This is a genomic window from Nevskia sp., from assembly GCF_023266035.1.
Lineage (GTDB): Bacteria > Pseudomonadota > Gammaproteobacteria > Nevskiales > Nevskiaceae > Nevskia.
In genome coordinates, this window is sequence record NZ_JAHFRY010000089.1 from 1 (window position 1) to 21063 (window position 21063).

Annotated in this window: 16 protein-coding genes; 4 read left to right on the top strand and 12 right to left on the bottom strand. The window is 65.1% G+C overall.

All coding sequences use genetic code 11. The features are described from left to right. On the top strand, positions 1-820 hold an 820-nt coding region (locus Q0D45_RS14255; protein ID WP_293393969.1), incomplete at its 5' end, for a hypothetical protein. A gap of 82 nt (positions 821-902) precedes the next feature. After that, positions 903-1424, top strand: a complete 522-nt coding sequence (locus Q0D45_RS14260; RefSeq protein WP_293393971.1) for a hypothetical protein — start codon at positions 903-905, stop codon at positions 1422-1424. 184 nt (positions 1425-1608) lie between these two features. Here the strand turns inward: Q0D45_RS14260 and Q0D45_RS14265 are convergent, their stop codons facing one another. The 12 genes from Q0D45_RS14265 to xdhA all read right to left on the bottom strand — a co-directional run bounded on the left by Q0D45_RS14265 (position 1609) and on the right by xdhA (position 17649). Continuing rightward, a complete protein-coding gene (locus Q0D45_RS14265) occupies positions 1609-2877 on the bottom strand; it encodes a M20/M25/M40 family metallo-hydrolase (RefSeq protein WP_293393973.1) in 1269 nt (422 codons plus the stop codon). Next, a complete protein-coding gene (locus Q0D45_RS14270) occupies positions 2874-4610 on the bottom strand; it encodes an allantoate amidohydrolase (protein ID WP_293393975.1) in 1737 nt (578 codons plus the stop codon). Before Q0D45_RS14270 ends, Q0D45_RS14265 begins: the two co-directional genes overlap by 4 nt. Beyond that, positions 4607-5557 (bottom strand): allantoinase PuuE, encoded by a 951-nt coding sequence (gene puuE, locus Q0D45_RS14275; RefSeq protein WP_293393977.1) that lies wholly within the window; start codon positions 5555-5557, stop codon positions 4607-4609. The genes Q0D45_RS14270 and puuE overlap by 4 nt, the downstream gene beginning before the upstream one ends. Further along, positions 5547-6314: a GntR family transcriptional regulator gene (locus tag Q0D45_RS14280; RefSeq protein ID WP_293393979.1), complete on the bottom strand. Its 768-nt coding sequence runs from the start codon at positions 6312-6314 to the stop codon at positions 5547-5549. Before Q0D45_RS14280 ends, puuE begins: the two co-directional genes overlap by 11 nt. Before the next feature lie 95 nt (positions 6315-6409). Continuing rightward, positions 6410-7756, bottom strand: coding sequence for a guanine deaminase (gene guaD, locus Q0D45_RS14285; RefSeq protein ID WP_293393981.1), 1347 nt, complete (start codon positions 7754-7756; stop codon positions 6410-6412). Continuing rightward, positions 7740-8951: a urate hydroxylase PuuD gene (locus Q0D45_RS14290; RefSeq protein WP_293393983.1), complete on the bottom strand. Its 1212-nt coding sequence runs from the start codon at positions 8949-8951 to the stop codon at positions 7740-7742. Before Q0D45_RS14290 ends, guaD begins: the two co-directional genes overlap by 17 nt. Positions 8952-8958: 7 nt before the next feature. Next, positions 8959-9885 (bottom strand): ABC transporter permease, encoded by a 927-nt coding sequence (locus Q0D45_RS14295; protein WP_293393985.1) that lies wholly within the window; start codon positions 9883-9885, stop codon positions 8959-8961. Beyond that, positions 9882-11006 carry an ABC transporter permease gene (locus Q0D45_RS14300; protein WP_293393987.1) on the bottom strand — a complete coding sequence of 375 codons (1125 nt, stop codon included), beginning with the start codon at positions 11004-11006 and terminating at the stop codon, positions 9882-9884. Before Q0D45_RS14300 ends, Q0D45_RS14295 begins: the two co-directional genes overlap by 4 nt. Continuing rightward, positions 10993-12573, bottom strand: a complete 1581-nt coding sequence (locus tag Q0D45_RS14305; RefSeq protein ID WP_293393989.1) for an ABC transporter ATP-binding protein — start codon at positions 12571-12573, stop codon at positions 10993-10995. The genes Q0D45_RS14300 and Q0D45_RS14305 overlap by 14 nt, the downstream gene beginning before the upstream one ends. Continuing rightward, complete coding sequence (xdhC, locus tag Q0D45_RS14310) at positions 12570-13808, bottom strand: xanthine dehydrogenase accessory protein XdhC (RefSeq protein ID WP_293393999.1); 1239 nt, start codon at positions 13806-13808, stop codon at positions 12570-12572. Before xdhC ends, Q0D45_RS14305 begins: the two co-directional genes overlap by 4 nt. Before the next feature lie 8 nt (positions 13809-13816). Beyond that, on the bottom strand, positions 13817-16138 hold the full coding sequence (gene xdhB, locus Q0D45_RS14315) for a xanthine dehydrogenase molybdopterin binding subunit (protein WP_293393991.1): 2322 nt from the start codon (positions 16136-16138) through the stop codon (positions 13817-13819). Next, entirely contained in the window at positions 16135-17649 is a 1515-nt protein-coding gene (gene xdhA / locus Q0D45_RS14320; RefSeq protein WP_293393993.1) for a xanthine dehydrogenase small subunit, read from the bottom strand. The genes xdhB and xdhA overlap by 4 nt, the downstream gene beginning before the upstream one ends. 593 nt (positions 17650-18242) lie before the next feature. On the opposite strand from xdhA, the gene Q0D45_RS14325 reads away from it, so the two are divergent. Further along, positions 18243-20768: a TonB-dependent receptor plug domain-containing protein gene (locus Q0D45_RS14325; RefSeq protein ID WP_293393995.1), complete on the top strand. Its 2526-nt coding sequence runs from the start codon at positions 18243-18245 to the stop codon at positions 20766-20768. A 62-nt stretch (positions 20769-20830) separates the two neighbouring features. Further along, the coding region (locus Q0D45_RS14330) for a hypothetical protein (protein ID WP_293393997.1) at positions 20831-21063 on the top strand (233 nt) is incomplete at its 3' end.

Sequence of the window (21063 nt, forward strand, 5' to 3'; positions counted from 1 at the left end):
CGGTGTGGGCTGGGACGACCCGGCCATGCTGCCCGATAGCCCGCATATTTCGGCGACCACCGAACTGGTCAACATCAATATCGTCGAGGCGACCGAATCCTACATCCGGGGTGGCTATTCGGCGCGGTTTACCGAAGCACTCCATGGGGTCGTCGGCACTGTCTCCGGCGACTTCGTGCAGGCGCGCGCCGATACCGAGAAATTTCATGGGCCGGACGATCCGCTGGACAGCTACTCCAGCGACTTGCTGCTGTCCATGTACTACGCCGGAATGACCGGCGAGCAGCTACGGGCCATGGCCAATCAGGCCGGCGAGGGCGCGAATGCGGCTACCGGCACATCGGCTGGGACGGGAAGCTCGACAAAAGGCCCCTCATGCAACTGCGACTGCGCGGAGTTCGACTCGCCGCGCCGCGATTCGTGCTCGGGGCAATGTCTCGGCTACGCGCCAGTTGCAGCGCAATGCGTAGTCCAGCGCGAAGTCAGCAAAGGCCGCAGCCATGATGCCGTGCTGAAAGAGCTGAATGCCTGCCCGAGCGATTGCCCGAGCTTGCGCGGCAGCGTCTCCACCATTTGCGGCGATGCGCTCTACGGCCCGCGCCGCGCCTGCCTTGCCTCTGGCCCGGGAGGCATCAGCCAGAAGCAGGTCGATTGTTATCTCGACTATGTGGTGCGCGACCTCGAAGCGCCGCAGAAAGGCAGCCTGCGCAAACAACTGGCCGATCAGATCGAACAGATGGATGCCGGCGGCCGCGACCAGTACATCGGCGCGCTGCTGGATGCGATGAAAGGCGAGGGGCACAGCTGCCCGGCTCGCTGATGCCTGACGATCCAATGGAACCCGCAATGTCCATCATTCCCTGCATTCGAGCCATCCTGCTCAAGCCTCAGAGACTCGGTCGATGAAAAGTGCTGCGAAGAAATCCGTCCTCCTTGCAGCGATGATGATCGTCTGCGCGATGCTTGCCGCCATCACGACGGCTGTCCGCGCCGAGGCGCCGGGGCTGATTCCCCCAGTACCGGATGCACCAGCGGCCGCTGCCTCGCAATCCGCACAGCAGTCCGCCTACGGAATCGGCAAGGCCAAGCTGCCACCACCGCCGAAGCGCAGCGCTTGCCTGAGCAAGGCCGAATACGACGCCGCGCTCCATGGCAGCGGTTGTGACTGCAGCTGCGGTGGCTATGCCAAGGGACCGGCCAGCCAATGCCAGACCGCATGCGCGCTGAGCTACTACAGCTGTTGGGCGCCGGACCCGACGCCGGCTGAATCGGGTGGTCAGTTCGATGATCCGTCCATGCGCCAGGTGATCGAAGCCTTGGCACCCGCTGACCGGGCCGAACTGCTGCGCGGGCAAATGGCTTCGGTCATGCTCGATCGCGCCAATGCATGGTTTACCCGGCAACAGTGTGCTGAAAGCAGGTAGGGACGATCGCAGGTCCGAGGTCTGAAACGACATCGTTTCGCCCGGCAATGCCGGCGAGCTGAGAGGCTGATCCAGATGGATGTGCCGGGGCGGACGTGTGCAGCTCAGGGAGCGTTCACCACTCGCCGGCGGATTGGCCTGCCGATGCGCGAGACCGGCCCGGGCCCTGGGGTGGCGAGCACAACTAGGGTTCGATCACCAGCAATTCCGCCAACATGCTGGCCACCGTCGCCGTCGCGCGGCGCAGATCGTTCAGCCGCAGCTTCTCGTCCGCCGCATGACCATTGGCTTCGCCCAGGGTGCGCGGGCCGGCGCCGTAGAGCACGGTGGGAATGCCGGCGGCCGTGTAGTGGCGGGCATCGGTGTACAGCGGCACGCCGTGTTCGGCGATGGCGGTGCCGAAGTAGTGCTCGCCGTGCTTCTGCAGCGATTCGGTCAGGCGCTCGGCACCCGGCAGCTTGACCAGCGGCAGCGCCAGCAGCACGCGGCGAATCTCGATCCTGATGCCGGGCAGGCTGGCTGCGGTGGTTTCGATCAGCGCCCGCAGTTCGGCTTCGGCCTGCGCAGGAATCTCTTCCGGAATCATTCGCCGGTCGATGCGGAAGCTGACCCGGTCCGGCACCACATTGGTGTTGATGCCGCCTTCGATCAGGCCGACGTTCAAGGTCGGGCTGTTGATGCCGTAGGTGCTCGACGAGCGCTTGGCCAGCTCGGCGCGTGACGCATAGAGCGCGCTGAGAATGGTCGTCGCGGCCGCCAATGCATCGACGCCGGATTCCGGCATCGCCGCATGGCCCTGCTTGCCGCGCACCGTCACTTCCAGATGCAGGCAGCCGTTGTGCGCGGTGGTCACCGCGTAGGAGAAGCCGGCGCTGAGCGCGTAATCCGGCTTGCTCAAACCCTGTTCCAGCAGCCAGCGCGGGCCGATGTCACCGCCGACTTCTTCGTCGTAGGTGAAGTGCAGTTCGATGTTGCCATCGAGCTTCAATCCGGCTGCTGCAAGCTTGCGCAGCGCCAGCAACGCGAACGTGTAGGTCGCGAAATCGGACTTGCTGACCGCCACGCCACGGCCGACCATCTCGGCGCCATGCACCGGATCGTCGATCACCACCGCGCCGTAAGGGTCCTGCGTCCAGCCCTGGCCCGGCGGCACCACATCGCCATGCGCGTTGAGCGCGATCGTCGGCCCAGCGCCGCTGCCGAAGCGCTGGCGGACGATCAGATTGGTTGCCGAGATCATGCCGACGGCTCGCGCTTCGTCTTCCGGCACAGGATGGGCTTCGACTTCCAGCCCCAGCCCTTCGAGCAGGCTCTTGGCCTTGGCGCCGTGGGCCGCGCAGTCGCCAGGCGGATTGTCGGTCGGCACCTTGACCAGTTCGGCGAGGAAGGCGCAGGCCGCGGCGAAATCGGCATCGACTTCGCAGGCGATGGCGTCGTGGAACGAATCGGTCATGTCGCGGGATAGCTCAAGAGAAAGTCGGTGAATACGCGCGCGGCGACATCGGCATCGTCGGCGCTCATGGTTTCCGCCGGGTTGTGGCTGATGCCGCCGTTGCCGCAGCGGACGAACAACATGCCGATGTCGGTGATCGCGGCCATCTTCATCGCATCGTGGCCGGCACCGCTGGGCAGATGGCGCGGTGCCGGATTGCCGGTGACGCGGCGGATGCTCGCCGCCCACTGCGCCTGCAGGCGGGTCGCGCAAGGTGCGCAGGCGGCGGCAAGAACCTGGGTCAGCACGATGTCGACCTTGCGCCGTTCGGCAATCGCATCGATTTCCGCGAGCACATCAACGACCGCCGCATCGCGCAGCAGATCGTCGGCGGCGCGGATGTCGAGGCTGAAGCTGCAGCGGCCGGGAATGACGTTGATCGCGCCACCCGGCACTTCCAGTTTGCCCACCGTGCCGACCAGGCCGGGCACACCGCCGCAGCGCCGCTCGACGTAAAGAATCAGTTCCGCCGCCGCTGCCGCAGCATCGTGGCGCAGATGCATCGGCACGGTGCCGGAATGGCCAGCGAGACCCGTGATGCTGCCGGTGTAGCGATGACTGCCGGCGATCGAGGTAACCACGCCCAGCGGCTGGTCTTCATCGAGCAGCACCGGGCCTTGCTCGATGTGGACTTCGACATAGCCGAGCAGGCTGGCCGGATCGCGTGCGATGGCCGGGATCTGCTCGGGATCGAAGCCGGCCTCCAGCATCGCCGCGCGCATGGTGATGCCGTTGCCATCGACAGCATCGAGCAAAGCAGGATCGAACTGGCCGACCACCGCGCCGCTGCCGAGGAAGGTCGACTTGTAGCGCACGCCTTCTTCTTCGCTGAAGGCGATGATCTCCAGCGCGTAGGGCAGCTTCAGGCCGCGCTGGCGCAGGTCGAGTGCGACCAGGATAGCCAGGACGATGCCGAGCCGGCCGTCGTACTTGCCGCCATCGACGACGGTGTCGTAATGCGAGCCGGTCAGCAGCGTCTTCGCGTCCGGCTGCTCGCTGTACAAGCGGCCGACGACATTGCCGACGGCGTCGATCTCAACGCTCAAGCCGGCGGCCAGCATCCAGTCGCGGATCAGCGCGGCAGTCTGGCGATGGGCCGGACTCAGATAGGAACAGGTCAGGCCATCGGCCTGTTCGCTGTACTCGGCGAGGCGATCGAGCATCGCCAGGATTTCGCTGCCGGCCGCCGAGGACACACTGTCGTAAAGCCGGAAGCCGGCGATGCGATCGATCTGCTGCAGTGCTGTCCTGCGCTCGGTGTCGAGGTCGTGATCGAGGCGCTGCATGAACGCGGCGATCACCGAACTGCGATTGTGGCCGCGCACGGCGAGCACGAACGGAAAGCCGAACTTGCTGTTGTAAGCGTCGTTCAAGGTTTGCAGCGTCGCGAACTCGCCAGGTGTGCAGGCATCGAGCCCGGCGCCCTGCTGCTCGCGTGTCGATTCGGCGGTCAGCTCCTTCCGTACCGCGGCGCGGCCAGCCAGTTCGGGATGGGCGCGAATCAGCTTCAGCTGCGCGTCGATGCCGGCGGCATCGACGGCTGCGCACATCGCGTCATGCAGCTGCAGCCGCGAACCGAACGGCCGCAGCGGCAGCACCGCTTCGGCGACCCAGGGCGAGTGCTCGAAGATGCCGGCGAGGGCGGCGACGAACGCTTCGGCGCTCGCCGTATTCAGTTCAGCGAGCGCGATCATGGCTGGGGCTCGTAGGGATGCGTCGCGATCCAGTGCCGGGCAATGTCGATGCGCCGGGTGATCCAGACCTTGTCGTGACTCAGCACGTAGTCGAGAAAACGTTCCAGTGCGGCGATCCGCGCCGGCCGGCCGATCAGCCGCGCATGCAGGCCGATCGACAGCATCTTCGGTGCGTCGAGCCCGGCCGGATCGCCTTCGCGATAGAGCACGTCGAAAGCGTCCTTCAGGTAGTCGAAGAACTGGCTGCCGGAGTTGAAGCCCTGCGGTGCTGCGAAGCGCATGTCGTTGGTATCGAGCGTATAGGGCACCACCAGATGCGGCCGGCGAGTGCCGTCTCCGACGGCGACTTCGGTCCAGTACGGCAGGTCGTCGGCATAGGAATCGGCGTCGTAGACGAAGCCGCCGTGTTCGACCACCAGGCGCCGCGTGTTCGGGCTGTCGCGGCCCGTGTACCAGCCGAGCGGGGCAGCGCCGGTCAGCTCGCGCTGGATCGCCACGGCCTCGGCCATGTGCGCGCGTTCGGTGACTTCATCGATGCCCTGATAGCTGATCCAGCGCAGGCCGTGGCAGGCGATCTCGTGGCCGAGTTCGCGGTAAGCCGAAAGCGCTTCCGGGTGCCGCTGCAAAGCCATCGCGACACCGAACACGGTCAGCGGCAGGCTGCGCGACTCGAAGGCGCGCAGCACCCGCCACAGGCCGGCGCGCGAGCCGTACTCGTAGATCGATTCCATGCTCATGTGGCGCATCGGAAACGAGGCGGCGCCGATGATCTCGGACAGGAAGGTTTCCGAGCCGGCATCGCCGTGCAGCACGTTGTTCTCGGCGCCCTCTTCGTGATTGAGCACGAACTGCAGCGCCACTCTTGCGCCGCCCGGCCAGCGCGGATGCGGTAGCCGCCGGCCGTAGCCGATCAGGTCGCGATCGTAGGGTTTGATTTCAGGCGACATCGGCGAACACGGCCTTCAGGTCGATGCCGTCATCGCGGTGCTCGACCAGATTCAGGTCTTCGAGCACATGGCGCAGATGCGCCTGCATCAGCTCGACGGCTGCCGTGTCGCCGCGTTCCAGCGCGGTGCACAGCGCCTGATGCTCGTCCGGCGGACAGGATGTAGCGCCGGGCTGCTGGTAGACGGCGATGATCAGTGACGAGCGCGACACCAGCTCGCGCAGCAGGCGGGTCATCGTTGCATTGCCGGCGATCTCGGCGATGATCAGATGGAAGTCGCCGGACAGCTTCAGCATCGTGCGGCGATCGTTGTCGCGCCAGGCCAGCTTCTCCCGCGCCAGATGCTCGCGGATGCGGCGGACGTCGGCGCGGGTGGCGCGCTGGATGAAGCGGGCGACGATGCCGGCTTCGAGCACGCCACGGGCTTCGAAGATGTCCCGCGCTTCCTGCACGGTCGGCTGGGAAACGATGGCACCGCGGTTCGGCATCAGGGTCACCACCTGCTCATGCGCCAGCCGCTGCAGCACCTGGCGGATGCGAGTGCGGCCGATGCCGAAGATCTCGCAGAGCTTGTCCTCGATCAGCCGCGTGCCGGGCGGCAGCGAGTGATCCATGATCGCGCCCCAGATGCGCTCGTAAGCCTTCTCGATGCCGGAGCCGACGGCCGCGCCGGGTTCGGCTGGGACGACGGTCGTCGCCTTGCGTGCAGGCTTGATCTTTGACGGCGTGTCGGTTGATAGGGCTGATTTGGCGGGCATGTCGTTCGGCAGTTTCCGGACTGTTTCAGCGTGATTCACAATCGCAAACGAGCACTGCTTTTGTACACGAAAATGACATTGAATTGTCGTCAATATCAGATGGCAAAAGACGGACCACTCGCAGCCATCATTGGCCGACCGAGGACATGGGTTTCACGGATCGCGCGGTCCGGCGCCAGAGTCATCAGCACCAGCAATTCCTCGGAAAGACTCTGGCAACGCGCGATGCGTCTTTCCAGCAGCGGCGTCGCTTTCAGATCGAGGACGATGAAATCCGCTTCGCTGCCGACAGCCAGCGTGCCGATGCGATCGGCCAATCCGAGGATGCGGGCACCGGCAAGCGTCGCCAGATAGAAAGCCCGCAGCGGCGTCAGACGCTGGCCCTGCAGCTGCGCGACCTTGTAGGCCTCGCTCATGGTTTTCAGCATGCTGAAGCTGCTGCCACCGCCGACGTCGGTGGCCAGCGCATAGCCCATGCCGGCGGCATCGCAGGCGGCGAGATCGAACAGGCCGCTGCCGAGGTAGAGGTTCGAGGTCGGCGAGAACGCGCAACTCGCGCCGGTGGCGGCCATGCGTTCGCGGTCGGTGGTGTCGAGATGGATGCAGTGCGCATAGATGGCGCGCTCGCGCAGCAGGCCGTAATGCTCGTAGACATCGAGATAGCTGCGCGACTTCGGAAACAGCTCGCGCACCCAGGCGACTTCGCCGAGGTTCTCGGCCAGATGGCTGTGGATGAAGCTGTCCGGATAGTCGCGCGCCATCCGGCCGGCGCTTTGCAGTTGGGCGTCGGTCGAAGTCGGCGCGAAGCGCACGGTGATCGCGTAATGCAGCCGCTCGCGGCCATGCCAGTGTTCGATCAGGGCACGGGTATCGCGCTCGCCGTCGATCGCGGTATCGCGCAAATCGTCCGGGCAGTTGCGATCCATCAGGCATTTGCCGGCGATCAGCCGTAGTCCGCGTGCTTCGGCGGCGGCGAAGATCGCTTCCGCCGAGGCGCGATGGACGCTGCCGAGCACCTGCGCCGTGGTGGTGCCGTTGCGCATCAGCTCGTCGAGGAAGAACTCGGCGACTTCGCGCGCCGCCACGGCATCAGCGAAGCGGCGTTCTTCGGGGAAGGTGTAATGCGTCAGCCAGTCGAGCAGATCGGTGCCGCCCGAGGCGATCATGTCGGTCTGCGGATAGTGGATGTGGCTGTCGATGAAGCCGGGCAGCAGCAGCGCATCGCGATGCTCGATCAGCGGCACACCGGCAGCGACACCGTTCAGCAACTCGGTGGCTGGACCGACGGCGGCGACCTTGCCATCGGCGATCAGCAGCAGGCCGTCGTCCAGATATTCGTAAGCGGACGCATCGTCCTGCGTGCCCGGATCGCCGCTGAAACGCAGCAGCCGGCCGCGATGGGCGACCGTTCCTTGCGAAGCATGATCAGTGCGGAGCGCCATGCTCGATCCAGGTCAGTACGGTGGTGCGTTCGGCGTCGGTCATGCCGGTCAGATTGCCGATCGGCATCGCGTGGCTCGCGATCTGCTGCTGCATTGGGGTGGTCTGCGCAAGGATGTGTTCGGGGCTGTCGAGCAGCACGCCTTTCGGTGCTACCGCAAAGCCCGGCTGAGTCGGCGCGGCGGCATGGCAACCGGCACAGCGCTGGGTGACGATCGTCTGCACGGCGGCGAACTCGGCGGCTGGGGCGAGGCTGGTCGGTGTCGGCTCGGCTCTGCGTGGCGTCAGCGCCAAGGCAACTGCGGCGAGCAGTAGCAGGCCGATGATCAAGCTCGTCGGTGAAGTCTTGCCGCCACGTTCATGGGCCTTGTGGCGGGCCACGAACCAGGCGCGGATCGCCGCACCGGCGGCGCTCATCGCGATCAGCACCAGCCAGTTGTAGCTGGCGCCATAAGTCATCGCGTAATGGTTCGAGATCATCACCAACAGCACCGGCAAGGTGAAGTAGGTGTTGTGCACCGAACGCTGCTTGCCGCGGATGCCGTGGATCGGGTCCGGCTCGCGGCCCTGTTTCTTCGCTTCCACCAGTTGACGCTGGCCGGGAATGATCACGAAGAAGACATTGGCGACCATGATCGTGCCCAGCGTGGCGCCGAACTCGATGTAGGCACCGCGGCCGCTGAACAGATGACATAGCGCCCAGGCTTCGACGCAAAGCAGCAGCGCGATCACGGCTGCCAGCGCTCGCTCATTGCGCGCCAGCGGCGAACGGCACAGCCCGTCATAGACCAGCCAGCCGACGATCAGAAAGCCGAGGCCGATCGCGATCGCCAACGGCTTGCTCAGCGCCATTACCGCCGGGTCGATCAGATAGATCTCGGCCTGTGCGTAGTACAGCAGGCAGAGCAGGAAGAAGCCGGACAGGAAAGTGCTGTACGCCTCCCAGTAGAACCAGTGCAGATGCGGCGGCAAGGTTGCGGGGGCGACGCGGTACTTCTGCGGGTTGTAGAAGCCGCCGCCGTGCACTGCCCACAGCTCGCCGCTGACGCCGGCCTCGCTCAGTTCCTTGCGCGTCGGCGCGAGCAGATGGTTATCCAGCCAGACGAAGTAGAACGAAGCACCGATCCAGGCGATGCCGGTGATCAGATGCAGCCAGCGGCCGAGCAGGCTCAGCCAGTCGATACCCCAATTGATCATGGCGGACTCAAGCATCGGGATGAAAACTCTTGCCCAGCGAGGCCGGCTGGTTCAGCAGGATGGTCTTCGGATCGCGGCAGATGATCACCAGCACGACGATCGTTGCCGCGTACGGAAGCATGCTCAGGAACTCGCTGGGCACGTCGACACCGAAGCCCTGCGCGTAGAGCTGCATCACCGTCACGCCGCCGAACAGATAGGCGCCGAGCATCACCCGCAACGGCTTCCAGGTGGCGAACACGACCAGCGCCAGCGCGATCCAGCCCCGGCCGGCGCTCATGCCTTCAACCCACATCGGTGTCAGCGCCGTCGACAGATAAGCGCCAGCGATGCCGGACATCGCGCCGCCAAACATCACCGCCAGATAGCGGATCACGATCACCGGCTCGCCGATGGCATGGGCAACGGTCGGCGATTCGCCGGTGGCGCGCAGCCGCAGGCCGGCTCGGCTGTGGTTCAAGAACCAGGACAGGGCGAAGTACAACGCGATCGACAGATAGACCAGCGCGTCATAGTTGAGCAGCAGCGGGCCGATCACCGGCAGATCGCTGATGCCTGGGATGTCGAGCCGCGGCACTCGCTCGATCGGCATGCCGGCGTAGCCCCGGCCGATAAATGCCGACAGGCCGACGCCGAACAGGGTCAGCGCCAGCCCGGTCGCCACCTGATTGGTCTGCAGGCTCAGGGTCAGGAACGCGAACAGCAGCGAGACGGCCGTTGCTGCGAGCATGCCGGCGAGGAAGGCCAGCACCAGGCTGCCGGTAGCAATGCCGGCCGCAAATGCGGCGACTGCACCGACCAGCATCATCCCTTCGACGCCAAGGTTCAGCACGCCGGCGCGCTCGGTCACCAGTTCGCCGAGTGCGGCATAGATCAGCGGCGTGGCCGCGACCACGGTGCTGACGAAGATCGGAATCAGATGCTCGAAGTTCATGACGCCACACCCGCAACCGCACGCGACTCGCGACGGATGCGCCGCAGCCGGAACGTGATGAACAGATCAGCCGCCAGCAGGTAGAACAGCAGGCTGCCCTGGAACAGGCCGGTGATCGACGACGGCAGTTGCAGATCGATCTGCGCCGCTTCGCCGCCGAGATAGAGCAGCGACATCAGCAGCGAGGCCAGCACGATGCCGAAGGGATGCAGGCGGCCGACGAAGGCGACGATGATCGCCGCGAAGCCATAGCCCGGCGAGACCACCGGTTGCAGCAGGCCGATCGGTCCGGCCACTTCGCTGATGCCGGCGAGGCCGGCCATGCCGCCGCCGATCAGCAGCGCCAGCCAGATGTTGCGCTTCTCGCTGAAGCCGGCGTAGGCCGCCGCCTGCGGCGCCAGCCCGGCCACCAGCATGCGATAGCCGGCGAAGCTCCGGGTCGAGAACACCCAGGACGCGACTGCCAGCAGCAGGCCGACGATGAACGCCGCCGTCACGCGGGTACCTTCGACCAGCATCGGCAGCACCGCGTTTTCGACGAACACTTTCGACTGCGGAAAATTGTTGCCGTCCGGATCGCGCCAGGGCCCGTGCACGAGGTAACCGAGCAGCTGCTGGGCGATGTAGACCAGCATCAGGCTGACCAGGATTTCATTGGTGTGGAAGCGGGTGCGCAGGAACGCTGGAATCGCCGCCCAGGCCATGCCGCCCAGCGCCCCGGCGACCATCATCACCGGCAAGGCGAATGCACCCAAGGCTTCGCCCCAGAACAAGGCGATGCCGCTGCCGGCAATCGCACCCAGGGTCAGCTGGCCTTCGGCGCCGATGTTCCAGACGTTGGCGCGAAAGCCCAGCGCTAGGCCCAGCGCGCAGAGCATCAAGGGTGTGGCCTTCAAGGCCAGTTCGCCGAGGTCATAGGTCGTCGACAGCGGCTTCAGGAAGAACACCTGGCACGCGGTCATCGGATCCTTGCCCAGGATCAGGAACACGACCAGGCCAGTCAGCGCCATCGCCGTCGCGGCGATCAGCGGCGAGGCCAGCCGCATCACCGACGACGGCTCGGTCCGCTTCTCCAGGCGGAACGGCCAGAGGCTTTGCAGCAGCCGTTCAGGCAGCGACATCGGCATGCTCCGCGTGCCTGCTTTCGTCGGCATGACTGGCCGACATCAACACGCCGATCTGCTCGATGCTCAGCTCGGCAGACGGCAAGGTCGGCGACAGCCGGCCCTGATTGATGACGGCAATGCGGTCGCAGATCATGAACAGCTCATCGAGTTCTTCGGAGATCACCAGCAACGCCACGCCCTGGTCGCGCAGATCGATCAAGGCCTGGCGGATCAGCAGCGCGGCGCCGACATCGACGCCCCAGGTGGGCTGGGCGACAACCATCACTTTTGGCTTGAGCCGCGTCTCGCGGCCGACGATGAATTTCTGCAGATTGCCGCCGGACAAGCTGCTGGCGACCGAGGCCTCACCGCCGCACTTGACCTTGAACTGCTCGATGGTCGCCTTGGCGAACGCGCGCGCAGCCTGCTGCTGCACCATCCCGTGGCGGACCATGCCGGTGCTGCTGCCACCGCTGGCAGCGGTCAGCAGCGCGTTCTCGGCAAGCGTCATCGCCGGAACCGCACCGCGGCCCAGGCGTTCTTCGGGGACGAAGCCCAGCCCGAGTCCGCGCCGCTGCGCCGGATTCAGCAAACCCGCCGGCTGGCCGCAGATGCGGATCATGCCGGCGTGGCTACGATTGATTTCGCCGACTAGGGTTTCGCCGGACAGCGCCGCCAGCAGTTCCTTCTGGCCGTTGCCGGAGACACCGGCGATGCCGACGATCTCGCCTGCGCGAATGCGCAGATTGAGATCCTTGAGCCGGGTGCCGAAAGGATCGCGCGTCGTCAGGCTCAGATTGGTCAGCTCCAGCTCGATCTCGCCCGGCTCGCGCGGCAGCAACTGGCAGGCGGTCAGATCGCTGCCGACCATCAGCCGCGCCAGGCTGGCATTCGACTCATCGCGCGGCACTGCGGTGCCGCTGAGCCGGCCGCCTCGGAGCACCGTGGCGGTATCGCAGAGCGCGCGGATCTCGTCGAGCTTGTGGCTGATGTAGAGAATGCTGACGCCTTCGCTGGCCAGGCGCCGCAAGGTCTCGAACAGCTTCAGCACCGCTTGCGGCGTCAGCACCGAAGTCGGCTCATCCATGATCAGCAGGCGCGGTGACTGCAGCAGGCAGCGGACGATCTCGACCCGCTGCCGCTCGCCGACCGACATGCTGTGGATCAGACGATCGGGATCGACCGGCAGGCCGTATTTTTCCGACACTTCACGGATGCGCGGCGCCAGCAGTGCAGGCTTGATCTTCTCGTCCATCGCCAAGGCGATGTTCTCGGCGACGGTCAAGGTTTCGAACAGCGAGAAGTGCTGGAAGACCATGCCGATGCCGAGCTTCCGGGCTTCCGCCGGGCTGGCGATGGCAACCGCCTTGCCTTCCCAGACGATGAGGCCTTCGTCCGGCCGGGTGACGCCGTAGACGATCTTCATCAAGGTGCTCTTGCCAGCACCGTTCTCGCCGAGCAGCGCGTGAATCTCGCCGACGCCGACGGTCAGATCGATGCGGTCGTTGGCGACCACGGTGGGATAGCGCTTGGTGATGCCGCGCAACTGCAGGCGCGGCGGCAGGGCGACGTCTTTAGTCATCGATAAGACGAGTCCTTGAGAAGATGCCTGGCCGTTCGCTCGGCTTGCGGACAGACTTTGCAGTCATCGGCGGAGCAGGTCTCCGCGGTGGTTCCCGGCTGCGGCACTTGCAGCTCGGCGCGGCTCGCCGCGGCCAGTTGCAGCAACTGCGCAGCGATGCCGACGGCAATCGCCGCCGGCAGCTTCGACGGAATGCCTTCAATGCCGATTGGACAGACCAGCGGCGCGATCTGCGCAGCACTCAGACCATCACGCGCCAACCGCGAGCGGAAGCGCGCGCCCTTGCTGTGCGAGCCGATGACGCCGACGAAGGCAGCATCGCCCCGTTCGAGGATCGCCCGGCACAGCGCGTAGTCCAGCGCGTGGTCGTGAGTCATGACGATGTAGTGGGTGCCGGGTGCGGCTTCGCGCAAGGTCTGCAGCGGGAACGCGGTGCATAGCGGCGTGACGTTGTCGGGCACATCGGCGGGCAACAGCTCGGCCCGTGTATCGATCCAGCGCACCGCATAAGGCAGCCCGGCCAGCACCGGCACCAGCGCCTGGCCGACATGACCGGCGCCGTAGAGGTAGACGGGCAGGGCGCCGGTGCCGAGGTCTTCGAGCAGGGTGCAGCTGCTGTCATCGCTCTTAGTCAGTCGCACCGCTTTGCTCCCTTGTCCCTCCGGGAGAAGGGCTGGGGACGAGGGACTGCGCCCCATTTCAGAGTTCAACGATTTTGGCTGAGAGCGTCCCTCGCCCCTGCCGCCAGAGGTATACCTCTGGCCCCGGGGGGAGAGGGGATAGCCGATTACTTCACGTTCGATTTCTCCATCCGGCTTCACGCTCGATCGCCAGCAGCAATCCAGCGCAGCCGCTTGCCGCAACACAGCTTCATCCGCCGCCGTAAACCGCTCCAACCAAAGCTCGACCACACCGCCACAGCACTGCCCCAGCTCCGCGCCAAGAATCAGCTTGCGAACCTGTACCGCTGGCGCATCGACAGAAGTCAGCAGTGCCAGCGCGGCCCGCTGTGCTTCCCATTCCAGATAGCCGCCACCGATCGTGCCGCGGAGTCCGTCGCGGCCGACCAGCATGCAGGCGCCGGCTTCACGCGGCGCCGAGCCACGCACGCTGGCCACCAGCACGCGGACGACGGCGGTCTCTCGCTGCAAGGCGGCAAGCACGGCGCCTGGCCAGTGGTTCAGCGGCGCGAGCCAGCGGCCAGTACTGGCTGTCGATAGCGGCTGCACCTGCATCGCGGCGCTCACGAATGACCACCGGACACACCGGCAATCGCGCGCAGCACCGCTTCCGGCGTCGCAGGCGAAGGAAGATCGGGTAGAGCCCCGACCGGGCCACAAGCCGCACAGGCATCACGGATCGCATGCAGCACCGAGATCGCCAGCATGAACGGCGGTTCGCCGACAGCTTTCGAGCGATGGATCGTGTCTTCGCGATTCGGCTCCTGTTCGAGCAGCGCCACCTTGAACTGCGCCGGCCAGTCGCGTGCGGTGGGGATCTTGTAGGTCGAGGGCGCATGCGTCTTCAGCTCGCCTTTCGCGTTCCAGCTCAGCTCTTCGCTGGTCAGCCAGCCGGCCCCTTGCAGGAAGCCGCCTTCGATCTGGCCGATGTCGATCGCCGGGTTCAGCGACGTGCCGACGTCATGCAGGATGTCGACCCGGAGCAGCGAGGTTTCGCCGGTCAGCGTGTCGACGGCGACTTCGGCAACCGCCGCGCCATAGGAGAAATAGAAGAACGGCCGGCCGCGCAGCAGGTTCTTGTCCCAGTAGATCTTCGGCGTCTTGTAATAGCCGGTGGCGGACAGCGAGATACGCGCGAGATAAGCCTTTTCGACCAGTTCGGCGAAGTTCAGGCGCTGGTCGCCGATCTGCACCTCGCCGTCGGCAAAGCGCACTTGCTCCGGCGTCACCGTGTACTCGGCACACGCCAGCGCCACCAGCCGTTCGCGGATCGTCTGCGCGGCGGCTTGCGCGGCCTTGCCATTGAGATCGGAGCCGCTGGATGCGGCCGTCGCCGAGGTATTCGGCACCTTGCTGGTATCGGTCGCCGAGACGCGGATCGCGGCCAGCGGCAGGCCGAACTCGACGGCGACGATCTGCGCGATCTTGGTGAACAGGCCCTGACCCATCTCGGTGCCGCCATGGTTCAGCAGCACGCTGCCGTCGCGATAGACATGCAGCAGCGCGCCGGCCTGATTGAAGATCGTCGCGTTGAAGGAGATACCGAACTTCACCGGCGTCAGCGCGATGCCACGCTTGATGATGGCGTTCGCGGCATTCCATTCGGCAATCGCCAGGCGTCGGGCGCGGTAGTCGCTGCTGGTTTCCAGCTGATCGGCGATCGGCGGCAGCACATTGTCTTCGACCTGCTGGCCGTAGGGGGTGAAATCACGCTCGCCGATGCCGTAGAAATTCAGGCGGCGGACATCGAGTGGATCGAGCCGCAGGCTGCGGGCGATGTCGTCGATGATGGCTTCGATCACCATCATGCCCTGCGGGCCGCCGAAGCCGCGGAACGCGGTGTTGGACACCGTGTGGGTCTTGCAGCGATGCGACAGCACCTCGAAATGTTCGATGAAGTAGGCGTTGTCGAGATGGCAGATCGCACGGTCGTTGACCGGGCCGGACAGATCGGCCGAATAGCCGCAGCGCGAAGCCAGCATCACCGCCAGCGCCAGGATCCGGCCGCTGCCGTCATAGCCGACGTCGTAGTCGGCCACGAAGTCATGGCGCTTGCCGGTGATGATCATGTCGGCGTCGCGATCGAGCCGCAGCTTCACCGGCCGGCCGGTCTTGACCGCAAGGATGGCCGCCGCTGCCGCGAGCAGCGCCGGCTGGCTTTCCTTGCCGCCGAAGCCGCCGCCCATGCGCCGACATTGCACGGTCACGTCGTAGGAGTGACGCCCCAGCGCAAGTGCGACGAGGTGCTGGATTTCGGTCGGATGCTGGGTGGAGCAATGAATCAGCATCGCGCCGTCTTCCTGCGGCAGCGCGATGGCGATCTGGCCTTCGAGATAGAAGTGGTCCTGACCGCCGATGGTCACCGAACCCTTGAGCCGCAGCGGTGACTGCGCAAGTTTCTCTGCCGGCTCACCGCAGACCAGCCGCTGACTCGGGATCACATAGCTCTGCGCGGCCAGCGCGCTGCGGATGTCGAGAATCGCCGGCAGCTCTTCGTATTCGATGTCCGCCAGCAAGGCCGCCTTGCGCGCCGCGCGATAGCTGGTGGCGGCAACCGCGAACAGCGGCTGGCCAACGTGCTGCACGAGGCCTTCGGCAAAGATCGGATCGTCGTGGACGATGCCGCCGTAGTTGTTGTGTCCGGGAATATCACCGGGCAGGGCGACGGCAACGACGCCCGGCGCCGAAAGTACTCGGCGCAGGTCCAGCTTGACGATGCGACCGTGGGCGATGCGGCTGGCGCCGAACGCGGCGTGCAGCGTGTTCGCCGGCAGGCCGATGTCATCGGCATAAAGCGCCTGACCGCTGACGTGCAGATGCGCGCTTTCGTGCCGCAGGGATTGGCCGACGGCGCTTGCATCGAAGCCGATAGGGTCGGCTTTCATAGGGCTGCCTCGGCGGCCTGCGCCTCGTCGGTACGCAGCAAGGTGCCGCTGCCTGAATGCTGGAGATGGAAGCGCTGCAGCAGATTCATCGCCGTCTGCAGGCGATAGCCGCTGCTGGCGCGCATGTCGCTGAGCGGCGTGTAGTCGTCGGCGAGCTTCGCGGCGGCGGTAGCGATCGTTGCCGCGGTGAACGGCCGGCCGATCAGCGCGGCTTCGGTGGCCGGCGCCCGCACCGGTGTTGCCGCCATGCCGCCGAAAGCGATGCGGGCGCTGCTGATGGTGTCGCCAGCCAGCGTGATCGCGAACGCCGCGCAGACCGCCGAGATGTCCTGGTCGATGCGCTTCGACAGCTTGTAGCTTTCGAAGATCAGGCCCGGTGCCAGCTTCGGGATGCGTACGGAGGTGAGGAATTCGCCCGGCTGCAAGTCCTTCTTCTGATAGCCGAGATAGAACTTCTCCAGCGGCAGCCAGCGCACGGCATCGCCGCGGCGCAATTCGATATCGGCACCGAGCACGATCAGCGCCGGCATTGCATCGCCGATCGGCGAGCCGTTGGCGAGGTTGCCGCACAAAGTGCCGGAGTTGCGCACCGGCGGCGAGGCGAAGCGCCGCGCCAGTTCGGCCAGCTGCGGAATCTGCTCGACGATCGCCGCCCAGGCGGCGGTCAGCGAGACAGCGGCGCCGATCTCGATGCTGTCGTCACTGACGGCAAGCTGCTGCAACTCGGCGACTTCGCCGATATACAGAATCGGCGGCAGCGCACGCAGATGCTTGGTCACCCAGAGGCCGATGTCGGTGCCGCCGGCGAGGATCAGCGAGTCCGGCGCTGCCTGGTAAGCCGCCGCGAAGGCGGCCAGCGTTCGTGGTGCCTGGAAGCCGGGCAGGGTCAAGGCAGTCTCGCGTTGCAGGCTGGCCAGGGTGGTGACGCGGCTCGATGCCTGAGCATCCTCGCGGCTCCAGCGCGCCGGCGTCGGGTAGGCGCTCATGCGGCAGCCGGCGTCGATGATCGGCCGGTAGCCGGTGCAGCGGCAGAGATTGCCGGACAGCGCATCGACCACTTCGGTGCGCGCCGATGCGGTCTGGTCCCCAAATTGGTGCTCCTTGGGGTGCTGCGCCTGCTGTTGATAGAGCGCGAACAGCGACATCACGAAGCCCGGCGTGCAGAAGCCGCACTGCGAGCCGTGGCAATCGACCATCGCCTGCTGCACCGGGTGCAGCGTGGCGCCCTGTTGAAGACTCTCGACGGTGACCAGTTCCTTGCCGTCGATGGTCGCCAGGAAGCGGATGCAGGAATTGACGGCGCGGTAATCGATGCCGCCGCTGCCGTTCAGCTCACCGAGCACCACCGTGCAGGCCCCGCAGTCGCCTTCGGCACAGCCTTCCTTGGTGCCGGTGCGGCCCGCCTGCTCGCGCAGGTATTCGAGCAACGTCGTCGTCGGCTCGGCCACGTCGACACTGACCACACGGCCATCGAGGGCGAAGCGAACACTGGTGTCTGAACCTATCGCCATGATGCACATTCCGCTGGAAATGGCTGGCCGAACGCCGGCCGGCATCCATCTTGCCAAGAGAATCCCCAGGAGCAACTGAGGGGCAGGGCGGAAGACACGGCCAAGCCTGCCGGCAGGGCGGCCCTGAACGAAATGCTGACCTCCGGTTTAGTCATGGTCGTCGACATGCGAGCGCAGACCGGAAAGCGGTCCGATGAATCCTCGATGAGGCTGGGAAGCGCAAGGCTCATGCCAGTCCCGATGATTTTTGAATCGTTGAGTCGACAATCCTGAATCATTTTGTATGCAGTTCTCTTGACGTCTTGCCGCTGAAGCTTACCTGCAGAGAGGCCGCCAAAGGCCTGATTGCGTGCGCTAAATCACCTGCAGCAAGTGAAAGCGACGGTCTTACACAAAACAGTCGCTACCGGCGCCGGCCGCGATGAAAGGCGTCCGATCGAACAGATGGCACCGACGATGGCATGCTCGTTGCAATCGTTTTTCTGGAATGTATGCAATTTGCCGAACGCACGAGGGGCGCGTGGTGGCAGGGCAATCGGGGCTTTGGGTGAACCACTTGTTCGCCAATCACTAACTTCCAGGGGAGTAGGTTTATGAAGCGTAGGAAATCGGCGCGCAGGCTGCGCGCGGTGAGTCTGATCATGCTGGGCGGCAATCTGGGGGCTGCGGGCCTGGCCATGGCGCAAACCGCCGTGGAAACTCCGGCACCGGCTGCGGAAACGACCACGACGAGCGAATCGGGCGCCACCCAGCTGAAGCAGGTCGAAGTTCGCGGCGTCAACCGCGCGGTCAATATCCTGAACAACGAGAAGGTCGATTCGGTCTTCGGCTTCGACAAGAGCATCAAGGACACGCCGCGCTCGATCACCTCGATCAGCAAGGAAACGCTCGACAAGCTGAACATCAACAACATCGACGACCTCGTCGTGTTGAGTCCCGGTTCGTTCACCCAGTCGTTCTTCGGCGTGGCCGGCTCGCTCGATCTGCGCGGCACGCCGGGCGAAACCTACTTCCGCGGCGTGCGCCGCATCGACAACCCGGGCAACTACCCGACGCCGATCGGCGCCAGCGACCGCATCGACATCGTCCGCGGTCCGGCCTCGCCGATCTTCGGTCCGTCGAAAGTCGGCGGCTATCTGAACTTCGTGCCGAAGTCCGAGCGCGCCCAGGACAAGACCGATGCCTCGCGCACCGCTGGCGAAGTCGGCGTGACGCGCGGCAGCTTCGCGAAGAACGTGATTCACGGCGAAGTCGGCGGCCCCGGCGACGTGGCCGGCCAGAAGTTCGGCTATTACCTGTATGCCGAGGGCGAAAGCTCGGGTTCGTATTACGACAATTCCGGCACTGACCAGAACATCTACCAGGCGGCCCTCGACGCCCAGTTGACCGAAAAGTCGCGCATCGAATTCGGCGGCATGTATCAGGACTACCGCGGCAACCAGGTGGCCGGCTGGAATCGCCTGACCCAGGACCTGATCAGCAACGGCACCTACATCACCGGCAGCCCGACGTCGCTGGATACCAATGGCGACGGTCTGTTGTCGGCTTCGGAGTCAGCAGCCGGCAATCTGGCCATCTTCTATCCCTTCGGCAGCAGCAATCCGAATGCGGCCTTCGGCAACGTCAATTCGCAGACGGCGGAAACGGTGAATGCCGATCTGGCCCTGCATCCGAACATGGCGTTGCAGAATCCGGGCACCGCCAAGCTCAAGGGCTCCCAGACGCTGACCCAGGAAGATGATCGTCTCGAAAGCAAGGTGGTGACCTTGTACTTCGACTTCATCCACGACTTCAGCGATGACTTCAAGGTCGTCAACAAGACCTTCTACGAGTCGCTCGACAACATCAACGAGAACGTCTACGGCTTCTCGCAGTTCGCCGATACCTATGCGATCGAGGATCAGCTGAACTTCTCGTACACCTGGGCCGGCAACGACTACATCAAGGCCGCGTACCAGCTCGGTGCCTCGCTGCGCTATCAGGACTTCGAACACGGCGACAACTTCGCGTTCGAATACTTCGATAGACGCGACATCACCCAGCCGGGCACGCCGGTCGATCGCCGCACGCTGAGCACCCGTAATGGTCCGGAGATCGAGCCCTGGTCCAGCCACACGATCGGCAACTACCTCGATACCGGCGTTGCCGCGCTCGCCGACTACAGCTTCTTCAAGTCGGTGCACCTGCTGGTCGGCGGTCGCTGGGATTGGGTCAGCGTCGATTCGACTGCCTGTGATGTCGACACCACGGCTTGCGGCGGCACCAAGTTCAGCGGCAACGAGAACAAGCCGTCGTGGACGATCAGCCTGAGCTATGACGTGCCGGTGGTCGGCCTGACGCCGTACGTGACGCGCGCTTCGCAGTCGACCCTGATCGCCGGTCAGGGCGGCCAGGTGGATACGAGCAATGTCGAATCCGGTTCGGCGCTGGCCAAGTCCTCGCTGACGGAGATCGGCGTCAAGGGCAGCTACCTGAAGGACCGTCTGTTCCTGTCCTTTGATCACTTCAAGCAGCAGCGCACCGATCTGAACTCGCAGGACACGGTGACCAACAACACCACGGAATCGAAGGGCTACGAGTTCGAGTTCCGCGGCGTGGTCACCAACAACCTGGCGATCACCGGCGCCTACACGCATCTCGACGTCTACAACCTGTCGGCGCTGCAGAACGGCAACCAGTTCGGCTTTGCCGGCGGCAGCGATCTGCCGGCGGGTGTCGATCCGTCGCTGATCTACGGCGGCGTCATCAACGGCCTGACCACCATCGGCACCGGTGGCAACACCAAGGGCCGCAAGGCCGGCATTCCGGATGACCTGATCAGCGTCAACTTCATCTACAACTTCAGCGCCGGTCTGCTCAAGGGTCTGACCAGCACCATCGGCGTGACCCATGCCTCATCGACGTACTCGGGCTTCTCGCAGGCGGTGCAGCTGCCTTCGTACACCTTGCTCAACATCGGCATGAATTACGAAACCAAGCACTGGAAGTTCGGCCTCACCGGCAAGAACCTGACCGACGAGAAGTACTTCCGCTCGAACTTCCCGGATCTGTTCGGTTCGACGGTGGTGTTGCCGCAGCTGCCGATCAACTGGCTGGCCACGGTCGCCTACCGGTTCTAAAGCCTTGCACCGAGGCCGGGCGCAATGCCCGGCCTTACTCAGGGTTGATGCGAGATCAAGAAATGAACGTTTACCGATCCGGCCTCAGGGCCGGAGTTTTTTCCGTCGTGCTCGCCATAGTGGCCTTAGTGCCGCAAGCCTTTGCTGCAAAGGCCAAGGCGCAAGTCGGGGACTTCCCGAAAGCGAAGGTCGCGCTGGTTGGCGGCACCTTCATCAACGACGCGCTGCTGAATTCCAGCGGCATTCTCAAGGGCAGCTTCACGATCAAGACCAGGGTCGGCCTGTCGCCGGTGAT